Genomic DNA, 15,130 nt, shown 5'->3' with positions numbered 1-15,130 from the left:
CGGGCCGAGCCGGTGGCGCGCTGGCCGGTGCCGCGATCGGCGGTGCCAGTGGCGCCATCATCGGCAATGCGACTTCTCCGGACCAGATCTGCTATGGTCGCGACGAATGGGGCCGGCGCGTCCGCTACGCCTGCTGAGGTTCACGCGCTATTGCGAGGCGCCTGAGCGACGAAGCAATCCAGCGGCCGCGGAACTCCGTGGCCGCGTGGGTTGCTTTTATGCGTTCGCAATGAGGACAGCAGTTCTCAGACAGCGCCGTAAGGCCCGAAGCGGCCGACGAAGCGGTGTCGGCCTCCGGGATAGAGCAGCCGCACGGCGGTGATCGGCTCGGACTGGTTCCACGTCCGGCGCTCGACCAGCAGGCATGGCGAGCCGGCCTCGATCTTCAGCAATTCCGCTTCGTCCGGCTCGGCCGCTATGGCGCTGATCGCGTGCTCGGCCTGTGTCCACAGGCTGTTCTGCAGCAGCCAGTCGCCCGGCGGCGTCTGCGCGAAGCTCTCATCCGCGACCTGCGGCATGGCAGTAGGGTGAATCACCCGATCCTCCAGCACATGCGGCGCGCCATCGGCGAAATGCAGCAGAGTGAGATGGGTGACGTTGACCGAGCGGCCTAGCTCGAAGCGCGCGGCGACCTCGCGAGAGGCCTTGCCGTCGCGCCGCTGCAGGATGCGATAGCTGTAGGCCTGCCCGAGTTCGCCGACCTCCTCTGGGATCGAGAGGATGTCGAGCATGGCATGGCTCGCGGGCGGGCTCGCCACCACCGTGCCCGACCGGCGCCGACGCAGGATGAGGCCCTCGCGCGCGAGCTGCGCCAGCGCCCGGTGCACGGTCATGCGCGAGGCCCCGAGCTTCTCCATCAGCGCGTGCTCGGGCGGCACCGACGTCCCTGGCGGCCAGGTGCCGGCGAGGATCAGATCGCGGATGGCGCGGCGAATCTGGTCGTAGAGCGGCCCGGCTCCGTCCAGCGTCACGGCGTCGATCTGAGTGGCTGACATTCCCTGCGGCTCAATCGAGGACGGTGCGGATCACCTGGCCATAGCGGGTAGCGATGCGGGCGCGGTCAATGTGCCGGCCGCCGCTGACCACAGGCTTTCCACCGACGATCACCTCCGCGACCGGCAGGGCCGGCGCAGCGAAGATCGCGCTGTCGAGGGCAAAGTCGCCGGCCTTGCCGACGATCGCCGGATGCTCGGCATCTAGGGTAACGAGGTCGGCACGATGGCCGACCGCAATCGCGCCGATGCTGCGGCCGCAGGCCTGGGCGCCGCCGCCGCAGGCATCCTGCCAGAGCCTCAAGCCCGCGGAGATGCCGGGCTCGGCCCAGAGCGCGCGGCGCCGGTCGCGCAGGCGCTGCGAATATTCGAGCACGCGCAATTCCCCGCCGGCGCCGATCTCGACATTGGAATCGCTGCCGACGCCGATGCGCCCGCCCTTTGCCCGGTAGCGCACACCGTCGAAGATGCCGTCGCCGAGATTGGCCTCGGTGATCGGGCACAGGCCCGCGATCGCGCCGGAGAGGGCCATGGCGTCGCGCTCGGCATCGCTGAGATGCGTTGCATGGATTAGACACCAGCGCTCGTTCACTGCGGTATTCTGCATGAGCAGTTCGACCGGCCGCCGGCCGGTAATGGCGAGACTGTCCTCGACCTCCCGGGTCTGCTCGGCGACGTGGATGTGCAGCGGCACGTGCTGACGGAGCTCAGCGATCCAGTTGAGGTCCTCGAGCGCCACCGCGCGCAGCGAATGCGGCGCCATGCCGACGCGGGCATCGGGAAGAGCGGCGACCGCCTTCTCGCTGCCCTCGATCAGCCGCGCATAGGCGTCGCGGTCGTTGAGGAAGCGACGCTGGCCGGCAGCGGCCGGCGCCTTGCCGAAATTGCCGTAGCGATAGAGCACGGGCAGCAAGGTCAGGCCGATGCCGGTTTCCTCGGCCGCCGCAGCGATCGCCCCACCCATGGTGGCAATGTCGGCATAGGCGGTGCCGTCCTTGTCGTGATGGAGGTAATGGAACTCGGCGAGCGCGGTGAAGCCGCCCTCCAGCATCTCCACCATCGCCTGCGCCGCGATTGCCTGGACGTCGTCGGGGCTCAGACGATCGAGGAAGCGGTACATCACCTCGCGCCAGGTCCAGAACGAATCCTCGGAGGCGCCGCGGCGCTCGGCCAGGCCGGCCATGCCGCGCTGGAAGGTGTGGCTGTGCAGGTTCGGCAGGCCGGGAAGCGCGAGCCCGGCGAGCCGTGTCGCGCCCGCAGGAGCCGCCTGCCCCGCCGCGACCGACATGATCACTCCACGATCGAGCGTCAGCGTGACGTTCTCGGCGAAGCCCTGGGGCAGGAGCGCCTGGGCGAGATGCAGGGTCGTGATTCCGGTCACGCGGGTTGTCCTCTTTTCATTTGCATATGCAAATGAAGCTTGCTATTTGCATATGCAATTGTCTAGCATAATCTGAAAGCGGACGAAGTCGAGAGGAAGCGACGTGGCGACCACCCCTTCCCCCAGCCACCGAGTGTGGACCAATGCCCGGCTCGCGACCATGGTGGCCGATACGGGCACACCCTATGGCGCGATCGAGGACGGCATCGTCATCGCCCGCAACGGCCGCATCGTCTTCGCCGGACCGAGCAGCGAGGTCTCCAGCATCGGCCAGGCCGAGGTCATCGACTGCGAGGGCCGCTGGATCACCCCCGGGCTGATCGATTGCCATACCCATCTCGTCTATGGCGGTGACCGCGCGCACGAGTTCGAACTGCGCCTCAAGGGCGCGAGCTATGAGGAGATCGCCCGCGCCGGTGGCGGCATCGTCTCATCGGTCAAGGCGACGCGCGCGGCGAGCGAGGACGAGCTCTTCGCCAGCGCCGACAAGCGCCTGGCCGCACTGATCGCCGAAGGCGTCACCACCGTCGAGATCAAGTCGGGCTACGGGCTCGATACCGACAGCGAGACCAAGGTGCTCGCCGTCGCCCGCCGGCTCGGGCGCGAGCGTCCGGTCGGCGTGCAGACCACCTTCCTCGGCGCCCATGCGGTTCCCGCCGAGTTCAAGGGACGTTCGGGCGACTATGTCGACCTCGTCTGCGGCCCAATGCTCGACGCCATCGCGGAGCAGAACCTCGCCGACGCCGTCGACGTCTTCTGCGAGGGCATCGCCTTCTCGCCCGAGGAGACGGCGCGTGTCTTCACTGCGGCCAAGGCCAGGGGCTTGCCCGTCAAGATCCATGCCGAGCAGCTCTCGAATCTCGGCGGCGCGGCGCTGGCGGCCGGCTTCGGCGCGCTCTCGGCCGACCATCTCGAACATCTCGACGAGGCCGGGGTCATCGCCATGGCCAAGGCCGGAACGGTCGCCGTCGTGCTGCCCGGCGCGTTCTATTTCCTGCGCGAGACGATGAAGCCGCCGATCGACCTGATGCGCCAGCATGGCGTGCCGATCGCGCTCGCCACCGACGCCAATCCCGGCACTTCGCCGCTGACCTCGCCGCTCATGACCATGAACATGGGCTGCACCCTGTTCCGGCTGACGCCGGAGGAGGCGCTCGCCGGCATGACCCGCAACGCGGCGCTCGCCCTCGGCCTTCAGGACGAGATCGGCACGCTGGAGGCCGGCAAGGCCTGCGATCTCGCCATCTGGGAGATCGAGCGCCCGGCCGAGCTCGCCTACCGCATCGGCTTCAACCCGCTTCACACCCGCATTCGGAACGGACTATGACCACGCTCTCGCTCACCCCCGGCAAGGCCCGCCTCGCCGACTGGCGCCACGTCATCGACGGCGCCACCGTCGCTCTCGCTGATACCAGCGCGATCGCCGGCGCCCAGGCGATCGTCGACGACATCGTCGCCGCCGGCACCGTGACCTATGGCGTCAATACCGGCTTCGGCAAGCTCGCCAGCGTGCGCATCGCCGACAGCGATCTCGCCACGCTGCAGCGCAATCTCATCCTGTCGCATGCGGTCGGCACCGGCCCTGCTCTCCCCGATTCCGTGGTCGCGCTGATCCTGGCGATGAAGGCGGCAAGCCTGGCGCGCGGCGCCTCGGGCGTGCGTCCCGTCGTGGTCGATGCGCTGGTCGGCGCGCTCAAGGCCGGCGCCCTGCCGGTCGTGCCGGCCAAGGGCTCGGTCGGCGCCTCCGGCGATCTCGCCCCGCTCGCCCACCTGACCGCGGCGCTGATGGGCGTTGGCGAGATCAGGCTGAAGGGCGAAGTCCTGCCCGCCGCCGAGGCGCTGACACGGATCGGTCAGGCGCCTCTCGCGCTCGGCGCCAAGGAAGGCTTGGCGCTGATCAACGGCACGCAGGTCTCGGCCTCTCTGGCGGTCGCCGGCCTTGCCAGCGTCGCCCGCGTCTTCGATGCGGCGCTGATCGCCGGCGCGCTCTCGGTCGATGCCCTGAAAGGCTCGGACACCCCGTTCGACCCGCGCATCCAGACGCTGCGCGGCCAGCCCGGCCAGATAAAGGTCGCGGCTCTGCTGCTCGACCTGATCGCCAACAGCGAGATTCGCGAGAGCCACCGCTTTGGCGACAGCAAGGTGCAGGACCCCTATTCGCTGCGCTGCCAGCCGCAGGTGATGGGCGCGGTGCGCGACCTCCTCGGCAATGCCGCGACGACGCTTTCGATCGAGGCCAACGCCGTCACCGACAACCCGCTGGTGCTGGGGCCGGGCGAGATCGTCTCAGGCGGCAATTTCCACGCCGAGCCGGTCGCCTTCGCCGCTGACATGCTGGCGATGGCGGTCTGCGAGATCGGCAACCTCGCCGAACGGCGGATCGCGCTGCTGGTCGACCCCGTCATGAGCGGCCTGCCGCCCTTCCTCGCCCGTGACGCCGGCCTCAACTCCGGTTTCATGATCGCGCAGGTGACTGCCGCGGCGCTGGCCTCCGAGAACAAGCAACGGGCCTATCCCGCCTCGGTCGACACCATCCCGACCTCGGCCAACCAGGAAGACCACGTCTCGATGGCGACGCATGGCGCCTTCCGCCTGATCGAGATGGCGAAGAACGCGGCGAGCATCATCGCGGTCGAATTGATGGCCGCGGCCGAGGCGATCGAACATCACCGCCCGCTGAAGACTTCGCCGCGCCTCGAGCCGGTGCTGGCGCTGATCCGCGCAAGAGTCGCGCCGCTGACCGAAGACCGCTATCTCGCTCCCGATCTCGCCGCCGCGACGGAGCTCGTGCTCTCGGGCGCGCTCGGCAAGGCGGCCGGCGTCGACAGCTTCGCGGAGCTCTCGGCATGAGCGCCGACATCGTCTCCGTCACGCGCGGCTCCTCGCCGCTGGTCCTGTCGATGCCGCATCCCGGCACCGGCCTGCCGGCCGAGGTCGCGGCGCAGCTCAATGCGCGCGGAAAACTGGTCGAGGACACCGACTGGCATATGCGCCAGCTCTACGGCTTCGCCGAGCGCTTCCAGCCGAGCATCGTCGAGGCCGGGCTGTCGCGCTTTGTCATCGACCTCAACCGCGACCCGGCGGGCGTCTCGCTCTATCCGGGCCAGGCGACGACCGAGCTGGTGCCGACCACCACCTTCGACGGCGCGCCGATCTGGAACACGGCGCCGGACGAGGCCGAGATCGCACGCCGGCGCGAGGCCTACTTTCAGCCCTATCACGACGCCCTCGCCAACGAGATCGCACACGCCAAGGCGCAGCACGGCTTCTGCCTGCTCTGGGACTGCCATTCGATCAAGTCGGTGATCCCGCGCCTGTTCCCGGGCACGCTGCCGACGCTCAATCTCGGCACCAACTCCGGCCAGAGCGCTGCGCCCGCCGTGGAAGCCGCGGCGGCGCAGGCGATGGCCGGCAGCACCGTCACGCAGGTGGTCAACGGCCGCTTCAAGGGCGGCTGGATCACCCGGCATTACGGCCAGCCGGCCGAACACGTGCACGCGCTCCAGATGGAGATCGCGCTTTCGGCCTATCTCGAAGACGAAGCCGCGCCCTGGACCTTCGCTCCGGCCAAGGCCGCCAGCCTGCAAGCCACTCTTTCCGCCATGATCGACGCCGCGCTCGCCGCTGCGACCCAGCTCGAACGGAGCAAGCCATGACCCGCCTGGACAACACCCGCGTCATCCGCCCCGCCACCGGCACCGAGCTCAGCGCCAAGAGCTGGCTGACCGAAGCGCCGCTGCGGATGCTGATGAACAACCTGCATCCGGACGTCGCCGAGAACCCGCAGGAGCTCGTGGTCTATGGCGGCATCGGCCGCGCGGCCCGCTCCTGGGAGGATTTCGACCGCATCGTCGCGGCGCTCCGCCAGCTCGAGGCCGACGAGACCCTGCTGGTCCAATCCGGCAAGCCGGTCGGCGTGTTCCGCACGCACAAGGATGCGCCGCGCGTCCTGATCGCCAATTCCAATCTCGTGCCGCATTGGGCCAACTGGGACCATTTCAACGAGCTCGATAAAAAGGGGCTCGCGATGTACGGCCAGATGACGGCCGGCTCCTGGATCTATATCGGCACGCAAGGCATCGTGCAGGGCACCTACGAGACCTTCGTCGAGGCCGGGCGCCAGCACTATGGCGGCAATCTCAAGGGCAAATGGGTGCTGACCGGCGGCCTCGGCGGCATGGGCGGCGCCCAGCCTCTCGCCGCGGTGATGGCCGGCGCCTCCTGCCTCGCGGTCGAGTGCAACCCGGACTCGATCGATTTCCGCCTGCGCACCCGCTATCTCGACGAGAAGGCCGAGACGCTCGACGAAGCCCTGGCGATGATCGAGCGCTGGACCAGTAACGGCGAAGCAAAATCGGTCGGTCTGCTCGGCAACTGCGCCGAGATCCTGCCCGAGATGGTCCGCCGCGGCATCCGGCCGGACATGGTCACCGACCAGACCTCGGCCCACGACCCGGTCAACGGCTACCTGCCTAAGGGCTGGACCATGGGCGAGTGGCGGCAGGCGCGCGAAGCCAATCCGAAGTCCGTCGAGAAGGCGGCGCGCGCCTCGATGCGCGAGCATGTCGAGGCGATGATCGCCTTCCAGGACATGGGCATCCCGACCTTCGACTACGGCAACAACATCCGCCAGGTCGCCAAGGACGAGGGGCTGGAGAACGCCTTCGCCTTCCCCGGCTTCGTGCCGGCCTATATCCGCCCGCTGTTCTGCCGCGGCATCGGCCCGTTCCGCTGGGCCGCGCTCTCCGGCGACCCGGAGGACATCTACAAGACCGACGCCAAGGTGAAGGAACTGCTGCCCGACAACAAGCACCTGCACAACTGGCTCGACATGGCGCGCGAGCGCATCGCGTTCCAGGGTCTGCCGGCGCGGATCTGCTGGGTCGGCCTCGGCGATCGCCACAGGCTCGGCCTCGCCTTCAACGAGATGGTCAGGACCGGCGAGCTCAAGGCGCCGGTCGTGATCGGCCGCGACCATCTCGATTCCGGTTCGGTCGCGTCGCCGAACCGCGAGACGGAAGCGATGAAGGACGGCTCGGACGCGGTCTCCGACTGGCCGCTGCTCAACGCCCTGCTCAACACGGCGTCAGGCGCGACCTGGGTCTCGCTGCACCATGGCGGCGGCGTCGGCATGGGCTTCTCGCAGCATTCGGGCGTCGTGATCTGCGCCGACGGTACGGATGACGCCGCCGCCCGCCTGTCGCGCGTGCTCTGGAACGACCCAGCCACCGGCGTGATGCGCCATGCCGATGCCGGCTACGACATCGCGCTCGACTGCGCCCGGGAGAAGGGTCTGAAGCTGCCCGGCATCCTGGGCTGAGGATCGGCATCATGCGCATAATCCGCGCCGCCGACTGCCTCTCCATGCCGTGGAAGAACGGCGGCGGGACAACCACCGAGATCGCGGTGGCGCCCGAAGGCGCCTCGCTTGATGATTTCGACTGGCGCATCAGCATGGCCCATGTCGGGCAGGACGGACCGTTCTCGTCCTTCCCCGGCATCGACCGGACATTGTCGGTGCTGACCGGGGCCGGCATCACGCTGGCCTTCGGCGATGGTGAGCGCACCCAGCTCGATCGCAGCAGCGCGCCCTACGCTTTCGCCGCCGACCGGGCGGTCGACGGGCTGCTGGTGGACGGGCCGATCGACGATCTCAATGTGATGAGCCGGCGTGGGCGCTGGCGGCACCGGGTCGAGCGTCTCTCCGGCGCAGGCTCGCTCGACGCGACCGAAGGCCTGCTGGTCTTGGTCGCCCGCAAGGGCGACTGGCAGGTGAACGGCGCGACGCTTGCCGCCGGCGACAGTGCGGTGCTGGATGCCCCGGGGCGGGCTGAGCTGGCCGCAAGCGGTAGTGAGGCTGAGCTCTATGCGGTTTGGCTGACAGCAATATAGGCATGCGCGGGATCCCCTCTCCCGGATGGGAGAGGGGTAGGGGTGAGGGACCGCCGCTGATTATTGAGGTGCTGCGGCGCCGTTGTGTCTTCTGCGGTTAGGGCAGGCCCTCATCCCTGCCCTTCTCCCATCCGGGAGAAGGGTTCCCCGCGCCCTACGGCGACTACGCCGCCTGCCTCGGCTGCGGGCCGACATAGACCGATTGCGGCCGGATCAGGCGGCCGGTCTCGATCTGCTCGCGGGCATGGGCGAGCCAGCCGGTTGTGCGGCCGAGCGCGAAGACGCAGGTGAAAGCCTCGGGCGGGAAGCCGAGAGCCTCAAGCAGCAACGCGGTATAGAACTCGACATTGGTTTCCAGCGAGCGGCCGGGCTTGCGCTCGCGCAGGATGGCGAGCGCCGCCTGCTCGACCGCCTCGGCATGGCGCAGGCGCCCCGCATCGGCGCCGAGCCTGGCGATCGCCTGCTTCAGCGCATCGGCTCGCGGATCGCGGACGCGATAGATGCGATGGCCGAAGCCCATCAGCCGCTCGCCGCGATCGAGCGCGTCTTCCAACCAGGCGCGGGCATTGGCCGGCTCGCCAATCGCATCGAGCATCTCGATCACCGGCCCCGGCGCACCGCCATGCAGCGGGCCCTTGAGCGCGCTGATCCCCGCCAGCACCGCCGAGACCAGCCCGGCCCGCGTCGAGGCGACGACGCGCGCCGCGAAGGTCGAGGCGTTGAGGCCGTGATCGGCGACGGTGACGAGATAGGTATCGAGCGCCGCGGCCTGGGCAGCGGTCGGCGCCTCGCCGCGCAGCATGCGCAGCGTGTCCGCCGCTTGCGACAATGTCGCATCGGGCGCGATCGGGGTCAGGCCACGCTGCTTGCGGACTGCGGCGGCAGTGAAGACGGCCGGCGCGGCGAGCAGCCTCAGCGCCGTATCAGCCTCCTCCCCGTCAGCAATCTGCGCCGTCCAGGCGCGGATTGCCTCGACCGGCCCGAGATCGTCCGAGAGCGCAGTGCGCTCGACGATGCCGAAGAGATCGGTGCGGGCCTTGCCGAGCGCGGCCGGGAGTTCGTGACCCTGCGGCAGATCGGGCAGCAGCCCGTCGAACATCAGCGCCACCATCTCCTCGAAGCTGGTGCGGCCGGCGAGCTCGGCGAGGCTGCGACCACGGATCACCAGGCGGCCGGCAGCGCCGTCGACTTCCGAAAGCACGGTATGGGCGGCGACGACGTCATCGAGACCATCGGACATGTCAGGAACTCCTCAAAAAGCATTCGTCGCGAAAATCAGCTCCCGCATTGCAACGATCAATCTTGAACAATATAATCAATATATTTAAGGAGGGGCGATGCAGGAGTGGCTGACGGCTCAGGAGGCGATGACACGGCTCGGGCTGAAGCCGCAGACGCTTTACGCCTATGTCAGCCGCGGGCTGATCGAAGCGCGCGGCGACGAAGGCGATTCCAGGCGCAGCCTGTACCGGGCCGAGGACATCGCCCGGCTGGAGCATCGCAAGGCGCGCGGCCGGCGTCCGGCCGCGATCGCCGAGGATGCCATCGCCTATGGCGAGCCTGTCCTGTCTTCGAGCATCACCACGATCGAGCGCGGCGGCCTCTGGTATCGCGGGCAGGATGCGGCCCGCCTCGCCGAGAGCGCCAAGCTGGAAGACGTCGCGCGCCTGCTCTGGGATTGCGGCACGCAGCGCTTCCCGCCTCTGGCGACGATCGTGCCCCCGGGCGAGCCACTGGCGCGCGTCTTCGAGACGATCGCAGCGCGGACCGCGACCGACCGCCCAATGGTCGGGCGCGCCAAGAAGGCGCTCTATCTCGAAGCCGCCGCCGTGCTCGACACGCTGGTCGACGCGATCGCCGGTGGGCCGGGCGAAGGGCCGATCCATGCCCGGCTGGCCCGGGCCTGGGGCTGCGAAACAAAAGGCGCCGAGCCGATCCGACGGGCGCTCGTCCTGCTCGCGGACCATGAGCTCAACGCCTCGACCTTCGCCGCCCGCGTCACCGCCTCGACCGGCGCGTCGCTCGCCGCCTGCGCGCTGGCGGGGCTCGCGGCGCTTTCAGGGCCCTCGCATGGTGGCGTCGCGCCGCGCGTGCTGGTACTGATGCGGGACATCGAGCGGGACGGGCTGGAGGCTGCGCTGGCGGCAAGGCTGGAGGCCGGCGCCAAGCTGCCCGGCTTCGGCCATCCGCTCTATCCCGATGGCGACCCGCGAGCGCGAGCCCTGTTCGCAGCGTTCGAGCCGCCGCCGGCCTATGCGCAGGCCCAGGCCGCCATCGCCACCTTGACGGGCGAGGAACCGAACATCGACTTCGCGCTGTCGGCGCTGGCGGCGAAACTGGCATTGCCGGAGACCGCGCCGTTCCAGATCTTCGCCGCGGCGCGCTGCACCGGCTGGCTCGCGCATGCGCTGGAGCAGAACGAGACCGGCCGGCTGATCCGCCCGCGAGCCCGCTATGTCGGGCCGGCGCCTGGCTGAAACTCCCGCTATTGCGCCTGGGCGCGCAGCGCCTCGAAATCCCTGTCGAGCCTGCCGAGCGAGCCGGCGATCCGCTCGCGCCGCTCCTTGATCCAGGTACCCTGCTCCGCGATCTTGCCCTTCGCCGCCGCCAGCATCCGCTCCATCTCGGCCGGCTGCGGGCCGCCTGCGGTTGCGCGGCTGCGTACGATCGCGACGGGGTCGAGCGCAGCGCGGAACTCGGCTTCGCTGATCGGCAGCTCGGCCGGATACTCCGTGCCCTTGACCGCCGCGGCATAGATCCGCTTCGCCTCCGCATAAGGAAAGTCGAGCGGCCTGATGTCGTGGTCCTTGGCGTGGGTCACGACCTCGGAGGCGAAGTGGTGGCCGACGCGGAAGGGCAGCCTGTATTTGCGCATCAGCAGGTCGGCGAGTTCCTGTGAGGCCGTCCAGTCGCTGTTCAATTCCTCAAGCGCCCGCTCGGGGCTGATCACCAGCCCCTTCAGGATGCGGTCCCAATTGGCGAGCACCGTAACCGCGCTCTTCACCATCGCGCTGTTGGGCCTGACATCCTTGGGGTCGCTCATCCCCGGCGTGATGTTGTGGGCCTGGATCGCGGCTCCCATGGCGAGCGAGAGCGCGGTCGAGGCCTGCTGGCGCGTGGTGTTGAGCAGGCCGGGATTGCGCTTCTGCGGCATGGCGCTGGAGACATAGGTGTTCCCGTCGCCTTCCTGCAGCAGCATCCAGGGCCGCGCGAAGGCGTATTGCGTCATCACATCCTCGACGAAGGCGCCGGCATGCAGCGCGATGCTGGTGACGATCGCGCCGGCCTCGACCGGATGCTCGACCGAGGAGATCTGGCCGGCGTCATAGGCGTTGTCGACGATCGCCGCGAAGCCGAGATAATCGGCCATGCGCTTGCGGTTCAGCGGCCAGCTCGTGCCATTGAGCACGGTCGTGCCCATCGCGGAGCGGTCGATCCGGGCATAGGCCTCGCGGATGCGCTGAGCGTCGCGCTCGAGGCCGGCGGCATGGCCGAGCAGGGTGTGGCCGAGGCTGTTCGGCTGGGCGGCGACGCCATTGGTGTAGTTCGGAACGATGGTCGCGGCGTGCTTCTCGGCCAGCCCGACCAGCGTCGCCGTGGTGCGGTTGAGCTGCTCGGCGAGCGCCAGCATGTCGTCGCGCAGGATCGCGGCACGGTAGGTCGCATGCATGTCCTGGCTCGAACGGCCGGCATGCAGCAGCGTGACCTCCTGCCCGCCAGCCGCGATCAGCAGCGGCTCGAAGCTGATCACGGTCGAAGGCCGCTTGCCTCCCGACTTGGCGCCCTCGCTCAGAACCTTGGACAGACCGGCCGCAATGCGCGGCGCCAGCGCCTTGTCGAGCAGGCCCTCATCCGTGTTGATCACGGCCGTGGCCTTGTTGATCTCGCCGAGCCAAAAGAACTCGTCGCGGGCCTGGCGCTCCTGGGCGAGGGCTGGAAGAGCTGACATCTGCGCCGCTACCGCGAGCGCAATCATCGATGATCGCACGATCGACCTCCGCAATGCCCCCGCCGGGCGAAGCCTAGCTGGGACATTGCGTTAGCTCAATCGCGTACGTTTCAGGCGGCCCGGTCGATCGCGCCCGCGACCCGCGCCTTCTCGCTCATGTAGTCCCGGGTCATCGGCAACGTGCCGAGACGCTTGGCGAGCTGGAGCTGGAAGACGACGAGGCCGTCATGACGGAAGCTCGCCTCGGATGCGGCGAGATAGAACTCCCACATCCGTGCGAAGCGCTCGTCATACATCGCGACCGCCTCCTGGCGATGAGCGAGGAAACGCTCGCGCCAGGCCTTCAGCGTCTCGGCATAATGCAGGCGCAGCACCTCGACATCGGTGACAATCAGCCCCTCCTTCTCCACCGCCGCCGTGACTTCCGACAAAGCGGGGATATAGCCGCCGGGAAAGATGTACTTGGCGATGAACGGGTTGGTCGCGCCGGGCGGCGTGCTGCGGCCGATCGTGTGGATCAGCGCGACGCCGTCATCCTCGAGCAGCTCCCTGATCTTGCGGAAATAGTCGCGATAGTAGCCGACCCCGACATGCTCGAACATGCCGACCGAGACGATGCGGTCGAAACGCTCGGTCACGGCCCGGTAGTCCTGCAGGCGGAACGCGACCGGCAGCCCCGATTCCTCGGCCCGCTTGTTCGAAGCGGCGAGTTGTTCCTCGGAGAGGGTGATGCCGGTGACCTTCGCGCCGCTCTCACGCGCGATCGAAAGTCCGAGCCCGCCCCAGCCGGAGCCGATGTCGAGCACCCGCTGGCCCGGCTTCAGCGCCAGCTTCGCCGCGATGCGGCGCTTCTTGGCGGCCTGCGCTTCTTCGAGCGTCGCACCCGGATGCTCGAAGAAGGCGCAGGAATATTGCCGGTCGGCATCGAGGAAGAGGCGGAAGAACTCGCTCTTCAGATCGTAATGGTGGTGGACGTTGCGCCTCGCCCAAGCGGGGGTGTTGTGCTGCTTCAGCCGCCGCACTGCCGTACGCAGCCGCGTCAGCGTTCCCGCGAAGGCGGAAGGCGGCTGTCGCGACAGGCCACGGATCAGGGTTTCGAGCAATTGGTAGATGGTACCGCGCTCGACGATGATACGGCCGTCCATCACGGCCTCGCCGAGCGCGAGCTCGGGATCGAGGGCCAGCTTGAACTCGGTTTCACGGTCGGCGATACGCAACTTGATCGCGGGCGCCGAACCCCGCCCGGCCGAATGGAGCGATCCATCGGCGAACACCACATCCACCCGCGGCTCGCAAATGAGCCGAGACAACATATTCATAATCAGACTGCGCATGGCGCCACCTCACGGCAGTGCCCCTTCGCCATCAAAGATGGCAATCACCCGCGGCAGCGTAACAGTGGGTTCGGCGCAAAGCTGATCCACGCCCGCCGCATGCAGCTGTCAGCCTCCTGACAGAAAAAATGGGGGCGGCGCTTCATTTTCGCCAGTCCGCCCCCCGCAAAGCCTTACCGGATCATGCCCATTGTACGCGGCAGCCAGAGCGTCAGCTCAGGGATGAAGGTGATCGCGAACAGTGCGGCAAAGAGCGGGATCAGCCAGGGCAGAATCGCCATGGTGGTGCGCTCGACCGAAAGCTTGGCGACGCGCGAGAGCACGAACAGCACCATGCCGAGCGGCGGATGCAAGAGCCCGATCATCAGGTTCAGCGTCAGGATCAGGCCGAAATGGATCGGGTCGACGCCGAGCTTGAGCGCGATCGGCAACAGGATCGGCACGACGATGGTGATCGCGGCGATGGTGTCGAGGAAGCAGCCGATGAAGAGCAGCAGCAGGTTGACCAGGATCAGGAACACCCACTTGTTCTGGGTGAAGCCGAGGATCAGGTCGGAGAGCAGCTGGGCCGTCTGCGACACCGTGAGCAACCAGGCGAAGATCGAGGCGGCGGTGACGATGAACAGCACCGAGGCCGTGGTCTCGATGGTGTCGAAGGTCGCCTTGGTCAGGCTGCGCATGGTCATCGAGCGATAGCGCACCAGCCCGAGGAAGAGCGACCAGATCACCGCGGCGGCAGCGGCTTCCGTCGGCGTGAACCAGCCCATGGTCATGCCGCCGATCAGGATGACCGGCGTCATCAGCGCCATCACCGCCGAGAAGTCGAAATAGTAATCGACCGCCAGCAGCACGGCGAGCGCGATGCCGATTGCGAGATTGGGATCGAGTCCGGCGAAGACCAGCCCATAGGCCAGGACCGGGAAGCCGAGGACGACGAGCACCTCGATGCCGGCAGAGCCGAGCTCGCGCAGCGAGAACTTGGTGTCGGAACCCCATTTGTAGATGCGGGCGAAGATCGCGACCGTAAGCATCATGAACAGCGTCATGATCACGCCGGGGATGACGCCGCCGAGGAACAGCGCACCGATCGAGGTGTTCGACATCATGCCGTAGATGACGAAGGGCAAGGATGGCGGGATGATCGGGCCGAGCGTGGCGGAAGCCGCGGTGACGCCGACCGCGACCTCGGCCGAATAGCCATGGTCCTTCATCGCCTTGATCTCGATCGTGCCGATGCCGGCGGCGTCGGCGATCGCGGTGCCCGACATGCCGGAGAAGATCACCGAGCCGATGATGTTGACCTGGGCGAGGCCGCCCCGCATCCAGCCGACGAGCGCGACGGCGAAGGAGTAAATGCGGCCGGTGACGCCGGCGATGTTCATCAGGTTGCCGGCGAGGATGAAGAACGGCACTGCCAGCAACGGGAAGCTCTCGACGCCGGCGATCATGCGCTGGGCCAGGATCACGTCCGGCACGGTGCCGGAGACGAGGATGAAGGCAAGCGAGGCGACGGCCATCGAGATGGCGACGGGAACGCCGAGCACCATCAGGCAAAGGAAGGTTCCGAGCAGGATCAGCATGG

Annotated in this window: 12 protein-coding genes; 6 read left to right on the top strand and 6 right to left on the bottom strand. The window is 68.1% G+C overall.

Going from position 1 to position 15,130, the window contains the following annotated elements; all coding sequences use genetic code 11:
- Positions 1-245: 245 nt before the first annotated feature.
- Together hutC and CXY91_RS11370 are read right to left on the bottom strand one after the other, a co-directional pair.
- Complete coding sequence (hutC, locus tag CXY91_RS11375) at positions 246-995, bottom strand: histidine utilization repressor (protein ID WP_091832126.1); 750 nt, start codon at positions 993-995, stop codon at positions 246-248.
- A gap of 10 nt (positions 996-1,005) precedes the next feature.
- Entirely contained in the window at positions 1,006-2,373 is a 1,368-nt protein-coding gene (locus tag CXY91_RS11370; RefSeq protein WP_349236589.1) for a formimidoylglutamate deiminase, read from the bottom strand.
- Positions 2,374-2,533: 160 nt separating this feature from the next.
- On the opposite strand from CXY91_RS11370, the gene hutI reads away from it, so the two are divergent.
- From hutI to CXY91_RS11345, 5 genes are read left to right on the top strand one after another with little or no spacing between them, the layout of a single operon-like run.
- The gene (gene hutI, locus CXY91_RS11365) at positions 2,534-3,700 is read left to right on the top strand and encodes an imidazolonepropionase (protein WP_100961906.1); all 1,167 of its coding nucleotides are present in this window, start codon (positions 2,534-2,536) and stop codon (positions 3,698-3,700) included.
- Positions 3,697-5,223 carry a histidine ammonia-lyase gene (hutH, locus tag CXY91_RS11360; RefSeq protein WP_100961362.1) on the top strand — a complete coding sequence of 509 codons (1,527 nt, stop codon included), beginning with the start codon at positions 3,697-3,699 and terminating at the stop codon, positions 5,221-5,223. The genes hutI and hutH overlap by 4 nt, the downstream gene beginning before the upstream one ends.
- A complete protein-coding gene (gene hutG, locus CXY91_RS11355; RefSeq protein WP_100961360.1) occupies positions 5,220-6,029 on the top strand; it encodes an N-formylglutamate deformylase in 810 nt (269 codons plus the stop codon). The genes hutH and hutG overlap by 4 nt, the downstream gene beginning before the upstream one ends.
- Entirely contained in the window at positions 6,026-7,693 is a 1,668-nt protein-coding gene (hutU, locus tag CXY91_RS11350; RefSeq protein WP_100961358.1) for a urocanate hydratase, read from the top strand. The genes hutG and hutU overlap by 4 nt, the downstream gene beginning before the upstream one ends.
- Positions 7,694-7,704: 11 nt before the next feature.
- The gene (locus tag CXY91_RS11345; protein ID WP_100961356.1) at positions 7,705-8,265 is read left to right on the top strand and encodes a HutD/Ves family protein; all 561 of its coding nucleotides are present in this window, start codon (positions 7,705-7,707) and stop codon (positions 8,263-8,265) included.
- Positions 8,266-8,428: 163 nt separating this feature from the next.
- On the opposite strand, the gene CXY91_RS11340 is transcribed toward CXY91_RS11345, so the two are convergent.
- Entirely contained in the window at positions 8,429-9,505 is a 1,077-nt protein-coding gene (locus tag CXY91_RS11340) for a citrate synthase/methylcitrate synthase (protein ID WP_100961354.1), read from the bottom strand.
- Between the two features lie 97 nt (positions 9,506-9,602).
- On the opposite strand from CXY91_RS11340, the gene CXY91_RS11335 reads away from it, so the two are divergent.
- Complete coding sequence (locus CXY91_RS11335) at positions 9,603-10,742, top strand: citrate synthase family protein (protein ID WP_100961352.1); 1,140 nt, start codon at positions 9,603-9,605, stop codon at positions 10,740-10,742.
- Positions 10,743-10,750: 8 nt separating this feature from the next.
- Here the strand turns inward: CXY91_RS11335 and CXY91_RS11330 are convergent, their stop codons facing one another.
- The 3 genes from CXY91_RS11330 to CXY91_RS11320 all read right to left on the bottom strand — a co-directional run bounded on the left by CXY91_RS11330 (position 10,751) and on the right by CXY91_RS11320 (position 15,128).
- The gene (locus CXY91_RS11330; protein WP_248307441.1) at positions 10,751-12,214 is read right to left on the bottom strand and encodes a lyase family protein; all 1,464 of its coding nucleotides are present in this window, start codon (positions 12,212-12,214) and stop codon (positions 10,751-10,753) included.
- Between the two features lie 110 nt (positions 12,215-12,324).
- Positions 12,325-13,527: an SAM-dependent methyltransferase gene (locus CXY91_RS11325; protein ID WP_100961905.1), complete on the bottom strand. Its 1,203-nt coding sequence runs from the start codon at positions 13,525-13,527 to the stop codon at positions 12,325-12,327.
- Positions 13,528-13,721: 194 nt separating this feature from the next.
- The gene (locus CXY91_RS11320; protein ID WP_091832153.1) at positions 13,722-15,128 is read right to left on the bottom strand and encodes a TRAP transporter large permease; all 1,407 of its coding nucleotides are present in this window, start codon (positions 15,126-15,128) and stop codon (positions 13,722-13,724) included.
- Positions 15,129-15,130 lie beyond the last annotated feature (2 nt).

Origin of the sequence: Allobosea sp. FBZP-16 (assembly GCF_002831785.1) — a bacterium.
Classification (GTDB): Bacteria; Pseudomonadota; Alphaproteobacteria; order Rhizobiales; family Beijerinckiaceae; genus Allobosea; species Allobosea lupini.
Note: the sequence above shows the minus strand (reverse complement) of the source record. Positions and strands in the feature narration are given on the sequence as shown.